Genomic DNA, 23,691 nt, shown 5'->3' with positions numbered 1-23,691 from the left:
AACCAGCCGCGAGCGCACACGCCGCGGTCCTCGGTAGCGAATTACGGAATAACACCCCTCAGCACATAGCGAACGGTGCGGAACTCTGCCTGGAACCGCCGGAGCCAACCGGCGCGATGACGGCGGGGGAACGGTGCCGTGGTTTCCTATCGAAGGCCGACTCGTGCGCTACGCACCGGCTGACCAAGAGAAAGAAGGAACCGTGGAAGGTCCCGAAATCCAGTTTGCCGAAGTCGAAATCGACAACGGCATTTACGGTAAGCGCCACGTGCGCTTTGAAACCGGCCGTCTCGCCAAGCAGGCTAACGGCTCGGTGCTCGTCACCATCGATGACGAGACCACCCTGCTCTCCGCAACCGTGGTCGGCAAGTCTCCCCGCGAGGGCTTCGACTTCTTCCCGCTGACCGTGGACGTGGAAGAGCGCATGTACGCAGCCGGCAAGATTCCGGCATCCTACTTCCGCCGCGAAGGCCGCCCCAGCACCGAGGCCATTCTGGCAGCCCGCCTGATTGACCGCCCGCTGCGCCCCGCCTTCACCAAGGGCATCCGCAACGAGGTGCAGGTCGTCGTGACCGTCCTGACCTACAACCCGGACGAAATCTACAACACCTTCGCGATTAACGCGGCTTCGGCATCGACCACGCTCTCCGGCGCGCCCTTCAGCGGCCCCATCGGTGGCGTGCGCGTGGCCCTGATTGACGGCCAGTGGGTCTGCTTCCCCAAGTACTCCCAGCTCGAGAACGCCGTGTTCGACATGGCCGTGGCCGGTCGCATCGTCACCAAGGCCGACGGTACCGAAGACGTCGCCATCATGATGGTCGAGGCTGAGGCCACCGACAACTCCTGGAAGCTCATCAAGGAGGACGGCCAGACCGCCCCCACCGAAGAGGTCGTCGCTCAGGGTCTGGAGGCCGCTAAGCCCTTCATTGCCGCCCTGTGCAAGGCTCAGTCCGACCTGGCAGCCCGCGCTGGCAAGTCCGCCCTCGAGCTGCCCTTCTTCGGCGGCCACGGCGAGGACGTGGACGCAGCCGTGAAGGAATTCGCCGCAGACCGCCTGGTCGAGGTGTACTCCATCGCCGGCAAGCAGGAGCGCGAAGCCGCCGCAGCCGAGCTGAAGGAAGACCTCAAGGAGGCTCTGACCGGCGAGGGCAAGGAATTCGAAGAGCGCGATGACGAGGTCGACGTGGCATTCGCCGCCCTGACCAAGCACATCGTGCGCCAGCGCATCCTCACCGATCAGGTGCGTATCGACGGCCGCGGCCTGACCGATATCCGTCAGCTCACCGCCGAGGTTGAGGTCCTGCCCCGCGTGCACGGCTCCTCCCTCTTTGAGCGTGGCGAGACCCAGATTATGGGTATCACCACCCTGAACATGCTCAAGATGGAGCAGCAGCTGGACTCCCTGCACCCGCTCAAGTCCAAGCGCTACATCCACCACTACAACTTCCCGCCGTACTCCACCGGTGAGACCGGCCGTGTGGGTTCGCCCAAGCGCCGCGAAATCGGTCACGGCGCCCTGGCTGAGCGTGCAATCACCCCGGTGCTGCCCTCGCGCGAAGAATTCCCCTACGCTATCCGCCAGGTTTCTGAGGCTCTGGGCTCCAACGGCTCGACCTCCATGGGTTCGGTCTGCGCCTCGACCCTGTCCCTGCTGAACGCCGGCGTGCCGCTGCGCGCACCCGTTGCGGGTATCGCAATGGGTCTGGTGTCCGACGAAGTGAACGGCGAGACCCGTTACGCCGCCCTGACCGACATCCTGGGCGCCGAGGACGCACTGGGCGACATGGACTTCAAGGTGGCGGGTACCTCCGAGTTCGTGACCGCTATTCAGCTGGATACCAAGCTCGACGGCATCCCCGCCTCCGTGCTGGCCGGTGCGCTGACCCAGGCCCGCGAGGCTCGCCTGCACATCCTGGATGTGCTGACCAGCGCCATCGACGCACCCGACGAGATGAGCGAGTACGCACCGCGCATTATCTCCGTGAAGATTCCGGTTGCCAAGATCGGTGAGGTCATCGGCCCCAAGGGTAAGATGATCAACCAGATTCAGGAGGACACCGGCGCAGACATCTCCATCGAGGACGACGGTACCGTGTACATCGGCGCAGCCGACGGCCCCTCCGCCGAGTCTGCCCGCGCCGCCGTGAACGCCATCGCGAACCCGCAGGTTCCCGAGGTCGGCGAGCGTTACCTGGGCACCGTGGTGAAGGTGACCGACTTCGGCGCCTTCATCTCGCTGACCCCCGGTAAGGACGGCCTGCTGCACATCTCCGAGATGCGTAAGCTCAACGGCGGCAAGCGCGTGGTTGACGCCGAGGACGTTGTCTCCGTGGGCCAGAAGGTTCAGGTGGAGATCACCAAGATTGATGACCGCGGCAAGCTCTCGCTCGCACCGGTCGTTGAGGGTGGCGACGACGAGTAGTCGTAACCCCCGCTAAGTGATGAGGGGCGTTCGGCGCACCCGGTGCGGTTCACTCCCCGCCGGGTGCACCGGGCGCCCCTTGTCGCGAGTAAGAGGGATAAGATTAATATATTTCTCTTGCACTGGAAGGAAAGTGAGCGAATGTTGACACGACGTGACAGCACAATTGATATTGCTAAAGGCATCGCAATCATTGCAATTGTGTTTGGGCACATTCATCGAGGGATGTGGGCATCTGGACTGGGGACGGAAGCCTTCCGCCCCTATAAATATGTTCTTGACTACGGTGTCTATTTTTGGCACCTGGTAGTTTTTGCCTTCCTGAGCGGCCTGTTCGTGTCGCGAGGAGCAACGAAAACTACCCCCTCCTCATACCTGACGAAGCGCCTGATCCTCTTCGGATACCTCTACGTTATTTGGCAGGTTCTGCAGGTGGGCATGAAGCTTGTGCTTCCGTCTAATTCTTCCGATAAGACGACTGTTATGAGCCTGCTCGAGCTGTGGAAGCCTGAAGGTCAGCTTTGGTTCTTCCCCTGGCTCATGATTGTCACCATTATTGCTGTGGTGACGCGAGTATGGCGGAAGAACGCTATCGCTGCCCTAACGATTGCGGGCTCAGCGATTCTTGCACTCGCCTCGTGGGGGTACATCGGTGAGTATGTCGGTACTCAGGGCCTTTCGCTACTCTTCTTCTTCCTCGTTGGTGTGGCGCTTGGCCATGAACGATTCCAACGCATTATGAGCTCCATTCCCTTGGCAGCTCACGCGGGTATCGTTGCTGTTGGCCTGTTCGACTACATCTACCTTCTGATGCACATTCAGGCTACTCCGCCTACCGTCATTCCTTACTTCACGAATGATGCTGGTGCGGTAGCTATGGGTATTCTTGCGACGGTGATATCCTCGCTGACGGTGCTCTCGCTCTCCTACCTGCTGGCTCGGGTTCCGTGGAGCGGCTGGCTCGCCTACCTGGGACGCCACTCCCTGGAAATCTTTATCGCGCACATCGTGTGCGGTGCCGCTTTCCGTTTCGTACTGACGAAGTCTGGTCTTTTCTCGGTACCTCTGTTCCTGGTGGGCGGTACGATCTTTGCGATCCTCGCCTCGCTGCTGCTGGGGTACTGCGCTCAGAAGCTCCGGATTCCGCTCTTTACCCTGCCGCGTCCCATCGAACAAAAGATTAGCTAACCGAACTCACATCGAAGGACACTGAATGTCTATTTCCCTGCCCGTCGAGCTTGACGCCATTGCCGAGGAGCTCGACTACGAGCGTGGCCGCCTCATCTACGAGGGCGCGGGCGGCAACGAGGTGCGCCGCTCCATCCTGCCCGGTGGCGTGCGTGTCATCACCGAGAAGATGCCCGGCACGCGCGGCGTGTCCATCGGCTTCTGGGTGGGGGTGGGCTCGCGTGACGAGGCTCCCGGCATGCTCGGCTCCACGCACTTTCTGGAGCACCTGCTGTTCAAGGGCACCGGTACCCGCACGGCGCTCGACATTGCGTCCTCCTTCGACGCGGTGGGCGGCGAGTCCAACGCGCTGACCGCCAAGGAACACACCTGCTACTACGCGCGTGTGCTCGACGACGACGCGCCCATGGCCGTGGACGTCATCACCGATATGGTGACCAACGCCCTGCTGGATCCCGCCCACCTGGAGCAGGAACGCGGGGTGATTCTCGAAGAAATCGCGATGGATCAGGACGATCCGACCGACGTCGCCTTCGAGAACTTCGTGGAGCAGCTCATGGGCGCCAACCCCCTCGGACGCCCCATCGGCGGCACCCCCGAGGAGATTCAGGCGGTCCCGCGTGACGCCGTGTGGGAGCACTACAAGCGCTACTACACCCCGGATCGCCTGGTGATTTCCGCCGCCGGTTCCCTGGAGCACAGCACTATGGTTCGCCTCGTGCTGGAGTCGCTCACCCGCTACGGCTGGGACCTGTGGGAGGGCGTGGCCCCCGCGCCGCGCCGTGTGCGTACCGACAGCGGCATCGTTCCGCTGAGCGAGCTGCGCGAGGTGCAGAAGGGCTTTGAGCAGACCAACATCGTGATGGGCTGCCCGAGCATCATCGCGGGCGACGACCGCCGCTACGCGTTGAGCGTGCTGACCAGCGCGTTTGGTGCGGGCATGTCCTCGCGCCTGTTCCAGGAGATCCGCGAGAAGCGCGGCCTGGCGTACAGCACCTTCGCGTTCTCCGGTGCCTACTCGGACGCCGGCTACTTCGGCATGTACGCCGGCTGCCTGCCTGCCAAGACCGAGCAGGTGCGCGAGGTCATGGGCCACGAGTTCGATAAGCTCGCGGCCGCCGGCATCACCGAGGAGGAGCTGCTGAAGGTGCGCGGTCAGCTGGCCGGCTCCACCGTGCTCGGCAGCGAGGACTCCGGCTCGCGCATGTCCCGCCTGGGCCGCGCGGAGATGGATTCTGGCCAGTTCACGAGCACCGACGAGCTGCTGGAGAAGATTCGCGCCGTCTCCCTCGACGAGGTACGCGATCTCGCCGCCTTCCTGGGGGAGCAGCAGATGATTACGACCATCGTGCGGTAGCTTGTGCGGGGCATTGGCCCCTCGCCGTTTGAAATAGAGCTACGGGAAATCGAAAGGCCCTTGGTCACTCCCATGGGAGTGACCAACGGGCCTTTCAGCGCGTCTTCATCGCGTCAGAACCGCCTATGCATTGCTCCAACCAGCGTCACCGGGTTAGCGCCACCGGGCCAGCCGGTTCGGGTCGGTTCGACGCGGGGTACTTGCGCTTTGTGGCTGCGACGCCGCTACTTCTTCTGTGCCTTGGCGATGGCCTGCTCCACGACCCGGGCGTAGAGCTCCTGGCCGGCCGCCTCGGGGTGCACGCCGTCGGAAGCGAGCAGGCCGCTCTGGGTCTGCAGGGCCTGGCGAATCGCCGAGTTCCAATCCGCGATAATCACGCGGTCGGAGTGCTGGGAAGCAAACTCTCGAATCTTCGTATTCGAGTACTCGATCCAGCTCAGGTTGCGCGGGCCGTAACCGGTCACGAGCACCAGCTTCGAATCGGCGGGCATGGCCGCCAGCACCTGATCGAGCTGACCGTCCAGAATGGTCGAGTTTGCGGTCACCGACAGCACCAGGGTCTTTCGAATCTGACCGTTGGCGCCCATGGACTTAATAATGGGCAGCGCGTTAGCGATGGTGCGTCCCTCAGCCGCATTAATCTGGGCCTCGGGCATCTTGTCGTAGAGATCGGGGGAGGTCGCCACCACGATGGAGTCACCCACGACGGTCACCTGTGAGGAGTCGATGGGGCCGGTGGCCTCCTGGGAGGCCGAGGCGCTTGCTGAGGCGGTGGCCTTCGCATCCTTTCCGTCCTTGGCCGTGGGGTTGACCGAAGCGCTCGCGGAGGCGCTGGCGCGCGCCTCCTGTCGGGCCTTCAGGCGTTCTGCCGCGGCGCGCTTGCCGTCCTCAACGGACTGTTGGGCGGTGGTCATGGCCGGCGCGGTGCGTACGGCCACGCCGGTTGCGCCGGCGGCCGCAATCACGAGCAGGGTCAGAGCGATGGGCAGGGCCTTAACAGTGGCGTTCTGGAAGGAGGCGATAACGCGGTTGGCGCTTCCGCGGAAGCCGTGGCGTCGAATCGGGGTCTCAACCCAGCGGTAGGACATCTCGGCGATGGCGAAGGTCGCCACCAGCACGCCGACGTTCACCAGCGGGGAGCGGTCCGCGCCGAGCACGTAGTGCATGACCACGGCCAGCGGCCAGTGCCACAGGTACAGGCCGTAGGAGCGTTCGCCCACCCAGCGCAGGGGCGCAAAGTTCAGCAGGCGGCGCAGGGCCTCGGAAGCACCGGCAAGCATATCGGGCAGCATGCCCTGAATCACGCCGAGAGCCAGCAGGGAGGCGCCGAACAGACCCCAGGGGATTGCACCGGGTGCCGATTCGGGCACGAGAACCGCGTAGGGAATCAGCGCGAACAGGGACAGCCAGCTAATCATGACGCGGGCGAAAGCAACCACGCCAAAGGGCTGAGCCACGCGGTACAGCACGGACTGCTGCAACGGCGGGTACAGCGACCAGGGGCGCGCAAACGCCAGTAGGGCGCCGAGCAGCAGACCGTACAGGTGGGTGTCGGTGCCGTAGTAGACGCGGCTAATGGGTGCGCCGGACATCAGAAGAGCGGTAGCAACGCTCAGTGACGCAATAATGCCCAACACTATAACCACGCTAAAACGACGCCACGAACGGCGCAACAACAGGCCAAAACCAACAATGAGCAGCGGCCAGACCACGTAGAACTGCTCCTCGACGGCCAGGGACCAGAAGTTCGTGAAGAGCTCCGGGGAGGTCTGCGCGAAGTAGTCGTTTCCGGCGAAGATGGAAATCCAGTTGGAGGAGAAGGTTGCCGCGCCCAGCAGCTGGCGGCCCAGGTTGACCTGGATATCGCCGCCAACGATGAGGCTCACGGGACCCAGCACGAGAATCATGAGGGCGATGGCCGGTAGCAGACGGCGGGCACGACGAATCCAGAAGCTACCGAGCGCGATGCGGCCGTTCAGCGCACCCTCGCGCAGCAGGAGCGAAGTGATGAGAAAACCCGAGATGACGAAGAAGATATCCACGCCAATCATGCCGCCGGGCAGGACCGTGGGCCAGAAGTGGTACACGATCACCAGGAGCACTGCGATGGCGCGCAAACCGTCCAAACCAGGCAGAATATAACGCCGGTTTGCTTCATATGGGCGTACAGAGGAGGTAAAGAGGGACTTCATAGGTCTGTGTGCTCCGAGGGACGGATTGAAAATTAAATACCAACCTATTATAGGTTTGATTCCATTAGATGACGTAGTGGGATTCTTATATGGCGCCGAGAGCCAGCACGTCAGCGCCGGGATTGGGGCGCGAGCGGGCGCTCCGGGAAGGCCGGCCGAGAGACGAGAAGAGGCCCCCGGAGGGTCGCGCGGTAGCGCATCGGCGATAATGGAGGAGAAGAAACGGTGACGGGCCGCCCCACAACGGGCCTACCGCCACGGAAGAAGCCACCAGGAAGAAGCGAGGAGAGCGCATGAGCGAGAAGATTTGGAAGGTAGCGGTTCTTGGAGCCGCGGGCCGCATGGGGTCGGAGGCGGTTCGCGCCGTCAACACCGCCGAGGATATGGACCTGGTGGCGGCCCTGGGCCGCGGTGACGACCTGCAGGAGCTGGTCGACTCCGGCGCCGAAATCGTGATTGACCTGACCGTTCCGGATTCGAGCGAGGCCAACGTTCGCTTCGCGGTTGAGCACGGCATGCACGCGGTGGTCGGCACGACCGGCTGGACCCCCGAACGCCTGGACTCCCTGCGCGAGCTGCTGGGCGAGCACCCCGGCGTGGGCGTACTGATTGCCCCGAACTTCGCGATCGGTTCGATTCTGGCCACCGAGTTTGCGGCCAAGGCCGCCCGCTACTTCGATTCGGTTGAAATCATTGAGATTCACCACCCGAACAAGGTGGATGCCCCCTCCGGCACCGCGGTTCACACGGCCCGCAAGGTGGCGGCCGCCCGTGCCGAGGCCGGCGTGGGTCCGAGCCCGGACGCCACGACATCCGATCCGCTGGGCTCGCGCGGCGCGGTGGTGGACGGCGTGCACGTGCACGCGGTACGTCTGCGCGGAATGGTGGCTCACCAGGAGATTCTGCTGGGCGACCCCGGCCAGCAGCTGGTGATTCGCCACGATTCCTTCGACCGCGCCTCCTTCATGCCCGGCGTGCTGCTGGGCGTGCGCGAGGTGGCGGCGCATCCGGGCCTGAGCGTGGGCCTGGACGCCTACATGGACCTGTCTTAGGAGGGCACGATGTCTGAACAGACTTCTTCCGAGGGTTCGCCGGCTCCCACCGAGGCGCGAAACCGCGGCCCCTGGTGGGCTTCGCTGCGCCTGTGGACGGCGTGCGCGTGCGTTCTGCTGGTGGTGACGGTGCTCATCCTGCCGCTGCCCATCGTGGTGCGCGCCTTCATCCTGGGCGTGCTGATTTTTAGCGCGGTCTTCATGACCGTGGATGCCGGCGGGTTCGGCAAGACCTTCGCCGCGCTGACCTGCACGCTGCTGGTGCTGTACCTGGTGTACACGGCCGATCGTGGCGTGTCCCTGCTCCTTTCGGGTTCGGTGGCCGGCATGGTGCTGGGGCTCGGCATGATTCTGCTGCCCGTGCTCGGCGCGTGGGCCCTGGTGCGTGAGATTCTCTTTGGAACACGTATTCAGATGATGGCTCAGCAGCTGTCCGATTCGGGGGACCTGGCGGAGGATAACCTGCCGCGCACCCCGAGCGGTAAGGTGGACCGCGAGGCAGCCGCGGCGGAGTTTGAGTCCTTCGCGGCGGCGGTTGAGCAGGAGCCCGAGAACTGGAAGGCCTGGTTCAACCTGGCCTGCATGTACGATGCGGTGGGCGAGCGCAAGCGCGCCCGCGCGGCGATGCGTAACGCGTGGTCGTTGCGCTCGGGTGGCGCCGCGAAGGAAATGCGTTAGAAGCATCGGGAGGAGCGGTTGCGCTCCCGAAGGTTGAGGGGCCGCGCCGGGAGAGTACCCGGGGCGGCCCTTTTGCCGTATGAGTATTAGTTCGGCGAGCCGGGGCGGTCTATCGGGCCGGGGCCCGCGGGAGGCACCTCGGGAACCCACCGCGGCGTGCGGGGGGAGGGGGGGTGCCGCGCGACACTATATGAAAATTTATGCGTTATGTAGTAAAAACCTGCATTTCGGGGGTACCCTGGAAATATGTCTGAGAACCTATCTAACCCCGGCACCTTTGTTGAGCCCGTCTTCGGCCGCCTGCTGACCGCGATGGTCACCCCCTTCGCGCAGGACGGCTCCGTGGACGAGAAGCAGGTGGCAGACCTGGCGAACTACCTGGTCGATAACGGTCACGACGGCCTGGTGGTCTGCGGCACCACCGGCGAGTACTCGACCATGACCGACGACGAGAACGAGCGCGTCTTCCAAATTGTGAAGGACACCGTCGGCTCTCGCGCCAAGATCATTGCCGGCGTGGGTTCAAACGACACCGCGCACACCATTGAGCTGGCCCACCGTGCAGAGAAGGTCGGCGTGGACGGCCTGCTGGTCGTGACCCCCTACTACAACAAGCCGACCCAGCCGGGCGTGTACGCCCACTTCTCCACCGTGGCCAAGGCCACCGACACTCCCGTGATGCTTTACGACATCCCGGGCCGCGCGGGCATCCCGATTGCCCCCGAAACCTACCGCCGCCTGGCCGAGATTGACAGCATCGTCGCCGTGAAGGACGCCAAGGCTGATTTCGGCGCCGCAACCGAGGTCATGGCAACCACCGATCTGCACTACTACAGCGGCGACGACGGCCTGACCCTGCCCTGGATGGCGATGGGTGCCGTCGGCCTGGTGTCTGTGACCGCGCACGTGGCCCCGAACCTCTTCCGCGCGCTCATTGACGCGGTGGTGGCCCAGGACCTCGTGGAAGCGCAGCGCCTGCACCTGGAGCTGGCTCCGATCGTGCGCGCCACCATGGGTCGCGCCCCCGGTTGCGTGGCCGCCAAGGAGATTCTCGCCTGGCAGGGCGTGCTGGGCCAGCCGATCGTTCGCCTGCCGCACGTGCTCTCCGAACCGGAGGTGCTGGCCGCCATGCGCGAGGACCTGATGACCTCCAGCCTTGCCCACACCCTGAAAAACGCATAAACTTTTATTCAGCTTCTTTTATACGTCCGGGCTAGTGTGCTCGGGCGGCGTGAAGCAGGTTAAGAGAGACTTTTGGCCGCCCACGCGGTAATTTGGCCGCTCATAGCGAATTACCGTGACGCATGCTTTCAGCACGCGTGGAACGCGGCCCCCAACGCGGGCTCCTCGCCGTTACGACGGCGAGGGGTCCGCTCTGGCGTATTTCCCGAGGTGTCCGAAACGACCATGATCCGCCGCGGCACCGATAGGCCGCAGAAACACGTCGCGTAACCCGCGGAAACCCCGGAACACTCGGAAACTCCACAACATTTGGAACACTCCAGACCCGTATTCGGAGCGAAACTCGCCCCGGAACGCATATCACTAGACTTCCCGTGACGAACGAGGATGCGAACGTAGGCCCGCACGCTAAGGCCCGGCGCCTGAGCCCCTCGAACGAATCACGACACAACAGATAGTAAGAAAATAGAAAGAGGAGACACACGATGAGCGTCTTTGAAGCGAATCTTCCCCTGCCTCCCCGCCTGAAGAAGGGCACTCTGCGCGTGGTGCCCCTGGGCGGCCTGGGCGAAGTCGGTCGTAACATGACCGTGTACGAAATTAACGGCAAGCTGCTGATTGTTGACTGCGGCGTGCTCTTCCCCGAAGAGTCCCAGCCCGGTGTGGACCTGATCCTGCCCGACTTCAGCTACATTGTCGACCGTCTGGACGACGTGGTCGCCATGGTGCTGACCCACGGCCACGAGGACCACATCGGCGCCGTTCCCTACCTGCTGCGCCGCCGCCCCGACATCCCCCTGGTCGGTTCCGAGCTGACCCTGGCACTGGTCGAGGCGAAGCTGGCCGAGCACCGCATCAAGCCCTACACCCTCGCGGTGAAGGAACACCAGGTGGAGCGCTTCGGCCCGTTCGAGTGCGAGTTTGTTGCAGTGAACCACTCGATTCCGGATGCGCTGGCCGTGTTCATCCGCACCAAGGCAGGCAAGGTTCTGCACACCGGTGACTTCAAGATGGATCAGCTGCCTCTGGACGGTCGCCTGACCGACCTGCGCCACTTCTCCCGCCTGGGTGAGGAGGGTGTGGACCTGTTCCTGCCGGACTCCACCAACGCAGAGGTTCCCGGCTTCACCCCGACCGAGAAGAACATCGGCCCGGTGCTCTCGAACGTCTTCCGTGACGCTCGCGGCCGCATCATCGTGGCCTCCTTCTCCTCGCACGTGCACCGCGTGCAGCAGGTGCTGAACGCCGCCGCCGAACGCGGTCGCAAGGTCGTGCTCGTGGGCCGCTCTATGGTGCGCAACATGACCATCGCCGAGAAGCTGGGCTACCTGAAGGTGCCCGACAACGTGCTCGTGGACCTGAAGAAGGTTGACGACTACCGCCCCGACCAGATCGTGATGATGTGCACCGGTTCGCAGGGCGAGCCCATGGCGGCGCTCTCGCGTATGGCTAACGGCGACCACAAGATTCAGATTGAGCCGGGCGACACCGTGGTGCTGGCCTCCTCGCTGATTCCCGGTAACGAGACCAGCGTGTACCGCATCATCAACGCCCTCATGAAGCTGGGCGCCCACGTGGTGCACAAGGGCAACGCGAAGGTTCACGTGTCCGGCCACGCGGCCGCCGGTGAGCTGCTGTACTGCTACAACATCCTCAAGCCCAAGAACGTCATGCCCGTTCACGGCGAGGTGCGCCACCTGATTGCCAACGGTGATCTGGCGATTGAGACCGGCGTTCCCGCACAGAACGTACTCCTGTGCGAGTCCGGCACCGTGGTGGATCTGCGCGACGGCGTGGCCACCGTGGTCGGCGAGATTCCCTGCGAGTACCTCTACGTTGACGGCCGTTCCGTCGGCGAGGTGACCGAGAGCGACCTGAAGGACCGCCGCATCCTGGGTGAGGAAGGCTTCGTGTCCATCGTGACCGCGATTGACCGCGCGACCAAGCGTGTGGTGACCGGCCCGGACATCCACGCCCGCGGTATCGCGGAGGACGACGCCGTCTTCGACGAGATCGTCCCGAAGATTACCGCCGCCCTGGAAGACGCACTGCACCGCGCACCCGAGAAGGTGCACACCGTGCAGCAACTGCAACAGATTGTGCGCCGCACCATCGGCGCGTGGATCTCTCGCCGCCTGCGCCGCAAGCCCATGATCGTGCCCGTGGTCATCGAGAGCACCTCTCCGGACGCTAAGAACTAAATATCAGCGCGGCCGCCTCCCGCAGGTGGCATCGGCTTTCGGGCCGAGGCTGAAACGGGTTACCTGAAACGCAGGGGGCGGGGTCGATACCGAGTGTCGGCCCCGCCCCCTGCGCATCCGGCAGGGCGGGCTGGCTCGGCGGGTTTCGGCGGGTCCAGCACCCGCGTGCGACGCCCCATCGCAGCCGCTGCGCTCACTGATAACGAAGAAATCGTTAGATTAACGGGAAGGTTGATACTCTAAAAGGTATGGCTCCACGGACCACAAAGGGTCGTAGTACGACCGCTAAGTCAAAGAAAACCACCCGCAAGCGCACCACCTCCTCGAGGGGCGGTGCCCGTCGCGGTGCCGAGGCGACGAATCCTGTCGCCGGCGCCATCGCCTCCGTCTGGCTGAGCATCGCTCACGCTATCGGTGGCGCGGTGCGCTCGATTGGCACGGCGCGCACCGACCTGGAACCCGAACAGCGTCGTGATGGCGGCGCGCTCGTACTGCTGCTCTTCGGCCTCATCAGCGCCGGCGTTGAGTGGTACAACTGGCGCGCCCACACCTCTCTCGGTCTGCTGCGCGCGCCCCTGGACGCCTGGCACACGATGCTCGGCGGCATCTTCGGCCAGGGTGCCCTGCTGATTCCGGTGCTCAGCTTCGTGCTGGCCTGGTGCGTCTTCCGAGGCCCCGACCTGGTCAAACGCAATAACCGGGTGACCCTGGGCTCCCTGATTCTGCTGATTGCGACCTCCCTCTTCTTCGCCCGCCACGCCGGGCACCCGACCTTTGCGGACGGTTTCGAGGCCGTATGGGCCGGAGGCGGCGTCACGGGAGTAATCCTCGGCACCCCCATCGTTCGCCTGAGCGGGGGTATCGCGGCGGTGGAGATTCTGATTCACCTGCTGCTGGCGCTCGCCGGGTTGCTGGTCATGACCAACACCCCGATTCGCCAGATTGTGCCCCGCACCCGGCACCTGGTGGGCCTGGCCCTGGGCGAGAAGCCCAACGGCACCACCCGCGAGCGCTCCTCCTCGGATGATGCAACTCAGACCGTGGACCTGAACGCCGAGGAGCACGACCGCAGCTACCTGTACGGTGACGACGAGAAGCCGGCCCGAGCCTCTTCTTCGGGCGGTGGCCTGATGGCGCGCCTGCGCGGCTGGCTGGGCTTTGGCGTTTCCAAGGGCGATGACGGCCCCCTCGACGAGTACGCCGGTGACGAGGCCTTCGTGAACGCCGTGGTGGACGATGCCCACCCCGAGACCACCCAGATGCCCGTGCAGCCCGCCAACCCCGCTCCCGGCGCGCGCACCGGCGCCAAGCCGAACCGCCTGAGTCGCCTGCCCGGTCGCCTGAACCAGGCTCCCGCCGCGGCTTCGAGCGGCCCCGACCTCTTTGACGTGGAGGCCTCTCAGGCTCCCGCCGCCCGCCTGGATCAGGTGCAGCGCGCCGCGGTGGCGCACGGCCGCATCCCGGGGGAGGAGCCCCTCTTCGACGTGGAAGCCTACGATGGTTTCGGCGGCGACCCCTCGCAGCAGGCTCCCTCCGAGCCCGCCCCGCAGACCAGGCCCCGCGATGTGGTTCCGCCCGCGGGCGCACCCGCTCAGGAGGCCGGCCGAGGTGCCGCCGCGGGTCAGGCTCCGATTCCGACCCGCATGCATTCGGCCGGTGCGCATCAGGGCGCAAACCAGAGTACGAACCAGGGCGCGTCCCAGCAGGCGGCACGCTCCGGCGGCGGCCTGTCCCGCCCCCTGCAGAACAACACCCAGACCGCGACCACCGAGCAGGCTCGCGGCGAGCAGGTTGTGCAGTCCTCCCGCGGCGCCTACGTGCTGCCCTCGGAGGAGATGCTGGTTTCCGGCCCGCCCGCCAAGGAGTCCTCCGAGGTCAACGAGCACGTGGTCGAGGCCCTCACCAGCGTGCTGGAGCAGTTCAAGGTGGACGCCCACGTGACCGGTTTCTCGCGCGGCCCGACCGTGACCCGCTACGAGATTGAGCTGGGACCGGCCACGAAGGTGGAGCGCGTGACGGCGCTGAGCAAGAACATCGCCTACGCGGTGGCCAGCCCGGACGTGCGCATCCTTTCGCCCATTCCCGGCAAGTCCGCGATCGGCATTGAGATTCCGAATACCGACCGCGAGACCGTGGCCCTGGGCGACGTGCTGCGCTCCCCGCAGGCCCACGCGAACCACCACCCGATGGTCATGGGCGTGGGCAAGGACGTTGAGGGTGGCTTCGTGTTGGCCAACCTGGCCAAGATGCCGCACATGCTGGTCGCCGGTGCGACCGGTGCCGGTAAGTCTTCGTTCGTGAACTCGATGATTACCTCGATTCTGATGCGCGCAACTCCCGACCAGGTGCGCCTGGTGATGGTCGACCCCAAGCGCGTGGAGCTGACCGCCTACGAGGGTATTCCGCACCTGATTACGCCCATCATCACGAACCCGAAGAAGGCCGCCGAGGCCCTGCAGTGGGTGGTTCGCGAGATGGACGCCCGCTACGACGACCTCGCCCACTACGGCTACAAGCACGTGGACGACTTCAACAAGGCGGTGCGCGAGGGCAAGGTTCAGCCCGAGCCCGGCAGCAAGCGCACGATTCACGAGTACCCGTACCTGCTGGTGATCGTGGACGAGCTGGCCGACCTGATGATGGTCGCCCCGCGCGACGTGGAAGAGGCCATCGTGCGTATCACGCAGCTGGCCCGCGCCGCCGGTATCCACCTGGTGCTGGCTACCCAGCGTCCGTCGGTGGACGTGGTGACCGGTCTGATTAAGGCGAACGTTCCTTCCCGCATGGCGTTTGCGACCTCCTCGGTCACTGACTCCCGCGTGGTGCTGGATCAGCCCGGCGCCGAGAAGCTGATTGGTCAGGGTGACGCGCTCTTCCTGCCGATGGGTGCCTCGAAGCCGATGCGTGTTCAGGGTGCGTGGGTTTCCGAATCCGAGATTCACGCCGTGGTTGAGCACGTGAAGAAGCAGGCCCCGACCATCTATCGTGAGGACGTGATGGTTTCGGCCGCGAAGAAGCAGATTGATGAGGAAATCGGCGACGACCTCGACGATCTGCTGCAGGCGGCCGAGATCGTGATTACCACGCAGTTCGGTTCGACCTCGATGCTGCAGCGTAAGCTGCGCATGGGCTTCGCGAAGGCCGGACGCATCATGGACCTGCTGGAGTCGCAGGGCGTGGTGGGCCCCTCGGAGGGCTCGAAGGCCCGCGAGGTGCTGGTCCGCCCCGACGACCTGCAGGCGACCCTGGCGCGTATTCGCGGCGAGGAGCCCCCGGCGGCCGACCCGTACGCGAACGCGGTGGATCCGGGGGAGCCGGTTACCGATTATTACGACGAATCCGATGACGAAGGCTCGGAGGACGCCTGGCAGCTGACGGGCCGCTAGGCTCACGCGTTATCCACATGCGCCCCGCACGTTCGGCGGTGCCCGATGAGGCACCCGTATAATGGACGTACGGGGCGTTTGTGCGTTCCCGATACCCTTCGGTGCCAATATTTGACGATGGCTGTGCGCGTGCCTCGCGCGGTGTGCGGCCCGCATCGAAACTGCAACACCGGGCTCACCCGTTGAGCCCGCCGATTCTAAGGAGCACCCATGAGCGACGCTCACACCCCAGCCCCCACCGGTGAGGTCCGGGCGGTGCAGCCTCGCACGTCGAATTGGAACGTTCCCAACGTGCTGACGGTTCTGCGCATCATCGCGGTGCCCTTCTTCATCGTGGCGCTGGTCAGTGGCGGTACCTTTGGTGCCGACGACCCGACCCACCGCTGGCTCGCTTGGGTGATTTTCATCCTCGCGATGCTCACGGACTGGGCCGACGGCTACCTGGCGCGTTCCCGCAACCTCATCACGAGCTTCGGCAAGATCGCCGACCCGATTGCCGATAAGTTCCTGACCGGTGCCGCGTTCATTGTGCTCTCGGCCCTGGGCGAGCTGTGGTGGTGGGTGACCATCGTGATTCTGCTACGCGAGTGGGGCATCACGGTGATGCGCCTGTTCGTCATCAAGTACGGCGTGATGGCGGCCAGCAAGGGCGGCAAAATCAAGACGGTACTGCAGACCGTGGCGCTGGTGCTGATGCTCCTGCCGCTGGGTCAGCTGGGCCTGGGCTGGCTGGTGCCGGGCTGGGTGCTGATGGGCGCGGTCACGGCGATTACCGTGTGGACCGGCCTGGTGTACGTGCGCGATGCCTACAACCTGCGTCGCACCTGGTTGCAGAACCAGGCCGCGCAGAAGCAGCGCGCTCAATAGACGTTGATGGGGGAGTGGCTCATGCCGCTCCCCCGAACTGTACCCGGGGTGAGCGTTAGCGGCGCTCGAGCACCGGGGCGCTCGCGGAAGGAGCGGGCGCGTGAACGGGCGGTCGGGTCGGCCCGGCCGCCGGGAAAGGATGAATCATGGTTCCTCTTCTGAACGAAGGCACCCAGTCGGCCTCGCCCGAGCTGGCGCGCGCTGAGGTTTTTTCGGGTACCCCGCAGGCGGCGGCCCTGCTGCTGCGCGATGCGGTGCGCTCGTGCGCATCCCAGGAACGTCCGGTGCAGGTGGCCACTGCTGAGTCCTTGACCGGCGGGGACGTGGGCGGCGCGATCTGCACGGTGCCGGGCGCATCGGCCTACTATCGCGGCGGCGTGATTTCTTACGCCTACGAGGTGAAGGCGCGGGTGCTGGGCGTGGACGCTCAGCTGCTTGCGACCGAGGGCGCGGTGAACCCGGAGGTGGCGGCTCAGATGGCGGCCGGCGCGGCGCGGGTGTGCGGTGCCGATTACGCGGTGTCGACCACGGGTGTGGCGGGGCCCGACCCCGCGGATGGCCAGCCGGTGGGCACCGTGTTTATCGGGGTGCACGCCCCGGGCGGGTGTGAGGTGTTCGAGCGCCACTACGACGGGGATCGCGCCCGGGTTCGTGCGGCGGCGAGCGCGGATGCGATTGCGCTGCTGGCCCGCGCGGTGCGGGGGAGCGCCTCCGGCTCTTTGAGGGAGAGCCTCTAGGACCCAGCCCCGCGGCGCGTCCCGGTGGCATGACCAGGCGGTGTGTGAGGCACGTGAGGCACGTGAGGCGGGGCTCGTGAAGCTTGGGGGAAGGCACAGGGGAAAGACTCGGGGAGGATATTTTACGCTTCAAAGAATTTCCCAGTCTTCTCCCAGCTTCAAGGGAATAAACACATAGCTTGGTCTGTTTGAATGGATACAAGTCTGAAGAAGATGACGAAAACAGCGAGTTTTGTAGCTCGCATCCCAAAAATCAGTTAGGCTTAACTCTGTACAGTCCCGCGCGTCGGGAGGAACTACTCAGGAAAGTGGTAAAGAAGCTCATGGCTAAGCAGCGCGTATCAATCAACGGTATTACGAAGTGGAAGGAAATCGACGAGACCCCCAAGCAGGTGGCTCCGGTCGTTGAGGAAGCACGAGTTGTTCCTCTCCGCCAGGCCATCGGTGAGGTTCTTCGCGATGTCCGCCAGCGTCAGGGCCGCACCCTGCGAGAGGTTTCGCAGCGTGCCCGCGTTTCCCTCGGTTACCTGAGTGAAGTTGAGCGCGGTCAGAAGGAAGCTTCCTCCGAGCTGCTGGCTTGGATCTGCCAGGCTCTGGACATCCCGATGTCCCAGATGCTGCGCGAGGTCGCCGATCGTATGGCCGTCGCAGAGGGCGTTCAGATTCCGGATACCGTTCCGGCTGAGCTGTCCGAACGCTACAAGAACGACTACTACGTCTCTCTCTAAGACGTGAGGGTGCGGAAGCTCCGCACCGCTATTGGGCCGATGCCGTACACCCCGAACGGGTGTGCGGCATCGGTTCTTTGTCGAGCAATGGCGAGACAGAATTGTGAGAATGAAGAACTCGGGGTGGGTGCTCCGCCAATGGGCACGCTGCCGCCGGGTGCGGTGAAGGAGATTGCGATGAAGCTGAGTGAGTTTTGGGCGCTCATGGAGCACGAATTTGGCGCCGGGTACGCCCCGGTGCTGGCCCGGGATCTGGTGCTGGGATCCCTGAATCACCGGACGGCGGCGGAGGCGCTGGATGCCGGTGTCAATCCGAAGACGGTCTGGTTTGCCATCTGCGAGGAACAGGAGATCCCGCAGGAGCGCCGCTGGGGCCCGGATAAGGAACCGTTGCGTTAGCTCGGCGCGTGCCTGGGCGGCGTGTCTAAATGCCGCGGGGATGCGCTACGGGGGAGCGTGGCGGCCGGGTTACGGTGCGCCCCAGGCCCCGAAAGGTGTGCGCGAACCGATTGAGGCATCCTCGGGCGGGTTTCGAATATTCGAAAATATTTGCCGAAATCTTATGCGAGGTATTCGAAAATGCCTCGTAATTTTGTTCGATTCGTGCTAGACTTTTCCACATCGAGAATTTTTCGAAAAATCCGCGGGATTTTTCCACACATCGTGAAAATGGCCTTATCCTGTCAGGCCGTGACCCTAGAGTAGTCTCAGAAGGAACCGGCAGGCGAAAAGCTGGGGCGACGAGCCCCGCCGATTCCTAGAAACATTATTGACGTCATCACTGACACCACAAAGAACGAGGTACTAACGTGGCTAAGAGCACCAAGTCTCAGAGCGTAGCTCGCGTTCCCGAAGAGGGTCGCGCCAAGGCACTTGAAGCCGTCATGGCACAGATTGATAAGAACTACGGTAAGGGCGCCGTGATGCGCCTGGGTGATAAGGAAACCACCACCACCGAGGTTATCTCTACCGGTGCCATCGCCCTGGATGCCGCTCTCGGCATCGGCGGTCTGCCCCGCGGTCGCGTGATTGAGATTTACGGTCCCGAGTCTTCGGGTAAGACCACCGTGGCCCTGCACGCCGTCGCTAATGTGCAGAAGGCCGGCGGCGTGGCCGCGTTCATCGACGCCGAGCACGCCCTCGACCCGATTTACGCCGCTAAGCTGGGCGTGGACATCGACCAGCTGCTGGTCTCTCAGCCCGACACCGGCGAGCAGGCCCTGGAAATCATGGATATGCTGGTCGGCTCCGGCGCCGTGGATATCGTGGTGGTCGACTCCGTGGCCGCGCTGGTGCCCCGCGCCGAAATCGAGGGCGACATGGGCGACTCCCACGTTGGTCTGCAGGCCCGCCTGATGAGCCAGGCTCTGCGTAAGATTACCGGTCGCCTCTCTGCAACCGGCACCACCGCGATCTTCATCAACCAGCTGCGCGAGAAGATTGGCGTGTTCTTCGGCTCGCCCGAGACCACCACCGGTGGTAAGGCCCTGAAGTTCTACGCTTCGGTGCGCATCGACATTCGCCGTATTGAGACCCTGAAGGACGGCGCGAACCCGATTGGTAACCGCACCCGCGCCAAGGTTGTGAAGAATAAGATGGCTCCGCCCTTCAAGCAGGCAGAGTTCGACATCCTCTACGGCGAGGGCATCTCCGTTGAGGGTGGTATTCTCGACCTGGCCGTGGAGAACGATATCGTCAAGAAGTCCGGCGCATGGTTCACCTATGACGGTGAGCAGCTGGGCCAGGGCCGCGAAAACGTTCGTAAGCTACTCAAGGACAACCCCGAGCTCACCGAGGAACTGCAGTACAAGGTTCTGGTGAAGCTGGGCATCATCGAGGAGGAGCCCGCCGAGGAGGCCGCAGAGGCCGAGGGCACCGAGAACGATCCGCTGGACGAGCTGGCCGAGGAGTTCTAAGCCCTCGCCCGTGGGCCGTTCCCGATAGGATGCGCGGCCCGCTCGACAACGCGTGGTAATCGCCGTGCGCTGTGCTTTTCGCACGGTGCGCGGCGATTGCCGTTTAAGCCGGAACCGGCGGAGGTGCGGCTCGATACAATGGGGGAGCGCCTCCAACCGGAGGCACACGGGCTTCGGCGGATTAGAAAGAGAGGAGGGGACAGGCAGATGGAACGAAGCGTATTCGGCCAAGACGAGAACGCGCGCGGCGGCGAGCGTGACGGTATGCGCGAGGACGACGCCGGTTTCGCCGCCCTGGACGCAACCGAACCTTTCTTCGGGTCCTCTCCGGCGCAGAACTTCGGCGGCGCGGTGTCGGGCACCGACGGCTTTTCAGGTTTCGAATCGGCGGACGGCGGTATCGCGGCTCACGGAGGCTTTGAACCCCTCACCTTTGAAGCACCCACCGCCCCGGCCGAGCTGGGAGCCTTCGAGGCACTGGCCTTCGAAGCGCCCGCGCCCCTGGCCGAGCCCGTCCTCGACTGGGGGGCTCCGCAGTACGCATCCGCGGAGCCTGACGCACCCGCCGTGCCGCGTCAGGCACCGGAGGCACCGGAAGCGCCCGTATCGCAAAAGTTCGGGGCGCAAAAATCCGGGGCACAAAAATCCGGGGAACAAAAGCCGGTAGAGCAGAAGCCCGGGGCGAACAGGCCCGCGAAAACACCACAGGAAGCATCTCCGAAGACCTCCGCGCCCCAAGCATCGCGGGCGGTAGGATCCGAGCCCAAAAAACTGGCGCAGGCAAAACCTGCGCAGGAAAACGTAACCCGGAAAAACGCAGCCCCGCGCAAGGTTTCCGGGGAAAAGACCTCCTGGAAGATGCCGGTCCCAGAGGCAACCGAAGAGTTCCCCGATTGGCATCCGGCGGCCCACGGCTTCCGCGAGGAGCCCATCGCCCGCGATCTCGGGGACGACTACCCAGGCTACTTTCCGGTGCCCGCGGCACCCCTCGAACCCGCACCGGGCGGGGGAGCAGGGCAAGGCTCCGAGGAATCTTCGGAGGGCTCGCCGCGCCGTAGCCTGCGGGTGGATCCGAACCTGCCGGCCGTCTCCATCGACGAGGCCCCCGTGCGGGCCTTCATGCCTGGAGGCGCGGAGCCCCGCCCCATGGCGGCCGGCCGCATGAGCCGGGCCGGGGCCGCATCCATCGGGTCGGGGCTCACCGCGGAGGAAAAAGAAGAGATTGAGCGCCAGGCACAGCAGCGGGAGAAACAGCAGAAGAAGCGCTCGAACCGGCAGAAGCCGAGCGAGTACAAACGCGGATTCCGCCGCATGAGTGCGGCGCAGCGGGAGAAGATGCAGAAGCGCTCGCCCTACGCGCCCGCATTCGGGGCCCGGAGCGAGGAAGAGGAAACCCGTAAGAGCCCCGCGGGTCGCGGCTCGGGGAGCAACCTATTCAGGGAGGGAAGCAGCTTGAACGAGAAGCTCACCGCGGCCGAGGAAGCCTTTATTCGGGGTATCGCCGAGGAGGAGGCTCAGGGTATCGGCAGCGGCAAGCGCCCGGCCGCGCCCCGAGCCTCTCAAGCCTCCGGGGTTCGCGCGCCGAGAAAAGGCGGGAACGGCTCCGCCGGGATGGGCGGGCAGGGCCCCTCCTGGAAGCAGAAGGTGCGCGCCGACCGCGCCGCCGAGGAAGCCGACCCCTACACCCGCGCCAAGACCATCGTGTACAACCAGCTGGCCTACTCAGCAAAGACCAGGGGGCAGCTGCGCAAGAAGCTCCAGTCAGAAGGCTTCGAAGCCGAGCTCATCGAGCCGCTGCTCGATAAGTTCGAGGCGGCCAAGCTCATCGACGACGCCGAATACGCCGAGACCTTCGTGCGGCAGAAGAGCCGCACCAAGAAGCTCTCCCGCGCCGCGCTACGCCGCGAGCTCGCTGAACGCGGGGTGCGCGGTGAAGAGGCGGAGAACGCACTGGCTCAGCGTACCGACGAGCAGGAACGTGAGGACGCCGCCGAGCTGGTGCGCAAGAAGCTACGCCCCGGCATGGATCTGAGCGACCGCGCCGAGAAGGATAGGGTCACCCGTCGCCTGCTGGGGATGCTTGCGCGCCGCGGCTACTCCTCCTCGGTATCGATGTCGGTAATCCGCGAGGAGCTTGCCGCCTACGGCGCGGAGGACGACCTCTGGTAAGGGCCTGCGGTAGGAAGTCGGCAGGAGGACGGCAGGAGGACTGCGCAGCTACGCTCGGCACTATGACGAGCAAAAGGGTGAGCCCGCCACCGAAATACTCTGCGGCGGGCTCACCCTTTTAAAACCCTATAAAGCCCCCTGCCGAAGGCCTATGGCCGTTCCCTACTCGGGTGAGTCCAGACGCTCGGCACATTCGGCCAGGGTTGCATCCTGCGAACCCGAAATCTGCAGGAGCAGGCGCATCAGCTGCGCGCCCTCGCGGCGAATCATCGGGAGCAAGGCCGCACGCGGGGAAGCGGAGTAGAGCTCCACGAGCACGCACACCGTGACCGCGGTGCACACCGCAAGATCCTCGGCCAGGTGCGCCTCGAGCGGAGCATCATCGAAGAGCGCGGAGTACAGCGCCGGCAGGGCCCGCTGACGGTCCACCCGGTAGCGCGGGTATTCCGGTGACGAGGGGAATCCCAGCATGGCCTCAACGAAGGGGAAGCCGCGGTGATGCAGGCAGGTGCCCTCAGCGTCCACGATGCGCACCGGTGCCTCCTCGGCCGGGCCGATGAGCACGTTCTGCGGCGAAAAATCGCCCGAGGACAGCATGTAGACGCGCCCGCGGTTGAGCTTGAACTGCTCGGGAACGGGCGGACGCTTGGTGAAGAAGGGCTGTACCACGCGGCGGAAGCGGAAGGAGAGCTCCTCCACGGCGGGCGGCAGAGTACTGCGCGATTCGAGGTCCTCGGGAAGCTCAAAACCCTCGCGGTCCTCGAGGTGTTCCTGCTCATCCACGCCGTAAATTCGCTTGAGGCCACGCTCGGCCAGCGCCGGGGATGCGATGGCCCCGGGGAATTGCGCCTTGCGGTCGGCGCGGGCCAGGTTCGCGCGGTAGCTTTCCACGGCCTCGCCCATGATGCCGGCGCGCGCCAGCGAACGGTAGGCCCCCACGTAGTAGTCCAACGCGTTCAGGGCCTGCTCTTTGGTGCCCTCCGTCAGGGCGTGGGCGACCGAGTACTGCTCACCCTCGGCGGTTCCAGCGCTTACATCCTCGAGCGCGATGACCCGCAGCTCGGCATCGGCACCGTAGAACCGCGGGAAGAGCCCGGGCACCTGCTCGTTGAGGGCCGGTAGGCCGTAGCGTTCGCGCAGGTACCCGAAGCCGCCGGCGTTCTGCGTGGAATCCTTGCGGCGGTAGCGCTTAAGAATCAGGGAGGACGGCAGGGCCTCGGCGGCCTCCGCGGGGTCGGCTGCCTCAAAGTTCACACGCACCACGACCGAGCGCATGCCGGTGCCCAGAATCCGTACGCTCGCAAGGTCGCGGCCGCCGGATTGCTCCAGGCCCTTCGCCCAGGCCAACATGCGCGAGAGGTTGCGGCGCATCGCGGCGGAGTCTGCGCTCGCCTGGGGCGGCACGGGGGTGTAGAGGGCGATGGCCTCCTCGATGAGAGCATCGTCGGTAGAGCCGGCCTCGGCGCTAGGGGAGCGCCCGGCCTCGGGGGCGACCTCCTCCGGGTTTAGCACCTCGGGAGCCTCCGCCTGCCGCGCGGGGGCATCGGAAGAGCCAGAAGAATCGTTCGGTGAAAAACGCGAAAAGTTACTACTAAGGGAAACCTGCATAGAGCCAT

At 64.8% G+C, this 23,691-nt stretch carries 16 protein-coding genes; 14 read left to right on the top strand and 2 right to left on the bottom strand.

What is annotated here, in order from left to right:
• The first annotated feature begins 202 nt into the window (after positions 1 to 202).
• The 3 genes from ADJ95_RS03895 to ADJ95_RS03885 all read left to right on the top strand — a co-directional run bounded on the left by ADJ95_RS03895 (position 203) and on the right by ADJ95_RS03885 (position 4,967).
• Complete coding sequence (locus ADJ95_RS03895) at positions 203 to 2,422, top strand: polyribonucleotide nucleotidyltransferase (RefSeq protein ID WP_049332779.1); 2,220 nt, start codon at positions 203 to 205, stop codon at positions 2,420 to 2,422.
• A 141-nt stretch (positions 2,423 to 2,563) separates the two neighbouring features.
• Complete coding sequence (locus tag ADJ95_RS03890; RefSeq protein ID WP_049332777.1) at positions 2,564 to 3,610, top strand: acyltransferase family protein; 1,047 nt, start codon at positions 2,564 to 2,566, stop codon at positions 3,608 to 3,610.
• A 25-nt stretch (positions 3,611 to 3,635) separates the two neighbouring features.
• Positions 3,636 to 4,967 carry a M16 family metallopeptidase gene (locus tag ADJ95_RS03885; RefSeq protein ID WP_049332775.1) on the top strand — a complete coding sequence of 444 codons (1,332 nt, stop codon included), beginning with the start codon at positions 3,636 to 3,638 and terminating at the stop codon, positions 4,965 to 4,967.
• Positions 4,968 to 5,191: 224 nt separating this feature from the next.
• Here ADJ95_RS03885 and ADJ95_RS03880 read toward each other — a convergent pair whose 3' ends face one another.
• Positions 5,192 to 7,159 carry an acyltransferase family protein gene (locus tag ADJ95_RS03880; RefSeq protein WP_049332772.1) on the bottom strand — a complete coding sequence of 656 codons (1,968 nt, stop codon included), beginning with the start codon at positions 7,157 to 7,159 and terminating at the stop codon, positions 5,192 to 5,194.
• 293 nt (positions 7,160 to 7,452) lie between these two features.
• On the opposite strand from ADJ95_RS03880, the gene dapB reads away from it, so the two are divergent.
• The 11 genes from dapB (at position 7,453) to ADJ95_RS03825 (ending at position 22,075) form a co-directional block, all read left to right on the top strand.
• Positions 7,453 to 8,211 carry a 4-hydroxy-tetrahydrodipicolinate reductase gene (dapB, locus tag ADJ95_RS03875; RefSeq protein WP_049332771.1) on the top strand — a complete coding sequence of 253 codons (759 nt, stop codon included), beginning with the start codon at positions 7,453 to 7,455 and terminating at the stop codon, positions 8,209 to 8,211.
• 9 nt (positions 8,212 to 8,220) lie between these two features.
• Positions 8,221 to 8,889, top strand: coding sequence for a tetratricopeptide repeat protein (locus ADJ95_RS03870; protein ID WP_049332769.1), 669 nt, complete (start codon positions 8,221 to 8,223; stop codon positions 8,887 to 8,889).
• 246 nt (positions 8,890 to 9,135) lie between these two features.
• Positions 9,136 to 10,071 carry a 4-hydroxy-tetrahydrodipicolinate synthase gene (gene dapA / locus ADJ95_RS03865; RefSeq protein WP_049332768.1) on the top strand — a complete coding sequence of 312 codons (936 nt, stop codon included), beginning with the start codon at positions 9,136 to 9,138 and terminating at the stop codon, positions 10,069 to 10,071.
• A gap of 485 nt (positions 10,072 to 10,556) precedes the next feature.
• Positions 10,557 to 12,272, top strand: coding sequence for a ribonuclease J (locus ADJ95_RS03860; RefSeq protein WP_049332766.1), 1,716 nt, complete (start codon positions 10,557 to 10,559; stop codon positions 12,270 to 12,272).
• Between the two features lie 248 nt (positions 12,273 to 12,520).
• Entirely contained in the window at positions 12,521 to 15,658 is a 3,138-nt protein-coding gene (locus ADJ95_RS03855) for a DNA translocase FtsK (RefSeq protein WP_049332764.1), read from the top strand.
• 210 nt (positions 15,659 to 15,868) lie between these two features.
• Positions 15,869 to 16,525 (top strand): CDP-diacylglycerol--glycerol-3-phosphate 3-phosphatidyltransferase, encoded by a 657-nt coding sequence (gene pgsA / locus ADJ95_RS03850; protein ID WP_049332762.1) that lies wholly within the window; start codon positions 15,869 to 15,871, stop codon positions 16,523 to 16,525.
• Positions 16,526 to 16,668: 143 nt separating this feature from the next.
• Positions 16,669 to 17,262: a CinA family protein gene (locus ADJ95_RS03845; RefSeq protein WP_049332760.1), complete on the top strand. Its 594-nt coding sequence runs from the start codon at positions 16,669 to 16,671 to the stop codon at positions 17,260 to 17,262.
• A gap of 323 nt (positions 17,263 to 17,585) precedes the next feature.
• Complete coding sequence (locus tag ADJ95_RS03840) at positions 17,586 to 17,990, top strand: helix-turn-helix domain-containing protein (protein WP_049332759.1); 405 nt, start codon at positions 17,586 to 17,588, stop codon at positions 17,988 to 17,990.
• A gap of 177 nt (positions 17,991 to 18,167) precedes the next feature.
• Positions 18,168 to 18,389 (top strand): DUF3046 domain-containing protein, encoded by a 222-nt coding sequence (locus ADJ95_RS03835; RefSeq protein WP_049333114.1) that lies wholly within the window; start codon positions 18,168 to 18,170, stop codon positions 18,387 to 18,389.
• Positions 18,390 to 18,799: 410 nt separating this feature from the next.
• Positions 18,800 to 19,906, top strand: a complete 1,107-nt coding sequence (recA, locus tag ADJ95_RS03830; protein WP_049332756.1) for a recombinase RecA — start codon at positions 18,800 to 18,802, stop codon at positions 19,904 to 19,906.
• 207 nt (positions 19,907 to 20,113) lie between these two features.
• Complete coding sequence (locus ADJ95_RS03825) at positions 20,114 to 22,075, top strand: regulatory protein RecX (protein ID WP_049332754.1); 1,962 nt, start codon at positions 20,114 to 20,116, stop codon at positions 22,073 to 22,075.
• A 162-nt stretch (positions 22,076 to 22,237) separates the two neighbouring features.
• On the opposite strand, the gene ADJ95_RS03820 is transcribed toward ADJ95_RS03825, so the two are convergent.
• Positions 22,238 to 23,683, bottom strand: coding sequence for a hypothetical protein (locus tag ADJ95_RS03820; RefSeq protein ID WP_049332752.1), 1,446 nt, complete (start codon positions 23,681 to 23,683; stop codon positions 22,238 to 22,240).
• Positions 23,684 to 23,691: the final 8 nt, after the last annotated feature.

It is taken from the genome of Rothia mucilaginosa, from assembly GCF_001061665.1.
Lineage (GTDB): Bacteria > Actinomycetota > Actinomycetes > Actinomycetales > Micrococcaceae > Rothia > Rothia mucilaginosa_A.
Note: the sequence above shows the minus strand (reverse complement) of the source record. Positions and strands in the feature narration are given on the sequence as shown.

Bases quoted from the DNA above. Each gene is read 5' to 3' on its own strand.
- ADJ95_RS03890 (WP_049332777.1), top strand. From the start codon at position 2,564: ATGTTGACACGACGTGACAGCACAATTGATATTGCTAAAGGCATCGCA.
- ADJ95_RS03885 (WP_049332775.1), top strand. From the start codon at position 3,636: ATGTCTATTTCCCTGCCCGTCGAGCTTGACGCCATTGCCGAGGAGCTC.
- ADJ95_RS03880 (WP_049332772.1), bottom strand. From the start codon at position 7,159: ATGAAGTCCCTCTTTACCTCCTCTGTACGCCCATATGAAGCAAACCGG.
- dapB (WP_049332771.1), top strand. From the start codon at position 7,453: ATGAGCGAGAAGATTTGGAAGGTAGCGGTTCTTGGAGCCGCGGGCCGC.
- ADJ95_RS03870 (WP_049332769.1), top strand. From the start codon at position 8,221: ATGTCTGAACAGACTTCTTCCGAGGGTTCGCCGGCTCCCACCGAGGCG.
- dapA (WP_049332768.1), top strand. From the start codon at position 9,136: ATGTCTGAGAACCTATCTAACCCCGGCACCTTTGTTGAGCCCGTCTTC.
- ADJ95_RS03860 (WP_049332766.1), top strand. From the start codon at position 10,557: ATGAGCGTCTTTGAAGCGAATCTTCCCCTGCCTCCCCGCCTGAAGAAG.
- ADJ95_RS03855 (WP_049332764.1), top strand. From the start codon at position 12,521: ATGGCTCCACGGACCACAAAGGGTCGTAGTACGACCGCTAAGTCAAAG.
- pgsA (WP_049332762.1), top strand. From the start codon at position 15,869: ATGAGCGACGCTCACACCCCAGCCCCCACCGGTGAGGTCCGGGCGGTG.
- ADJ95_RS03840 (WP_049332759.1), top strand. From the start codon at position 17,586: ATGGCTAAGCAGCGCGTATCAATCAACGGTATTACGAAGTGGAAGGAA.
- ADJ95_RS03835 (WP_049333114.1), top strand. From the start codon at position 18,168: ATGAAGCTGAGTGAGTTTTGGGCGCTCATGGAGCACGAATTTGGCGCC.
- ADJ95_RS03825 (WP_049332754.1), top strand. From the start codon at position 20,114: ATGGAACGAAGCGTATTCGGCCAAGACGAGAACGCGCGCGGCGGCGAG.
- ADJ95_RS03820 (WP_049332752.1), bottom strand. From the start codon at position 23,683: ATGCAGGTTTCCCTTAGTAGTAACTTTTCGCGTTTTTCACCGAACGAT.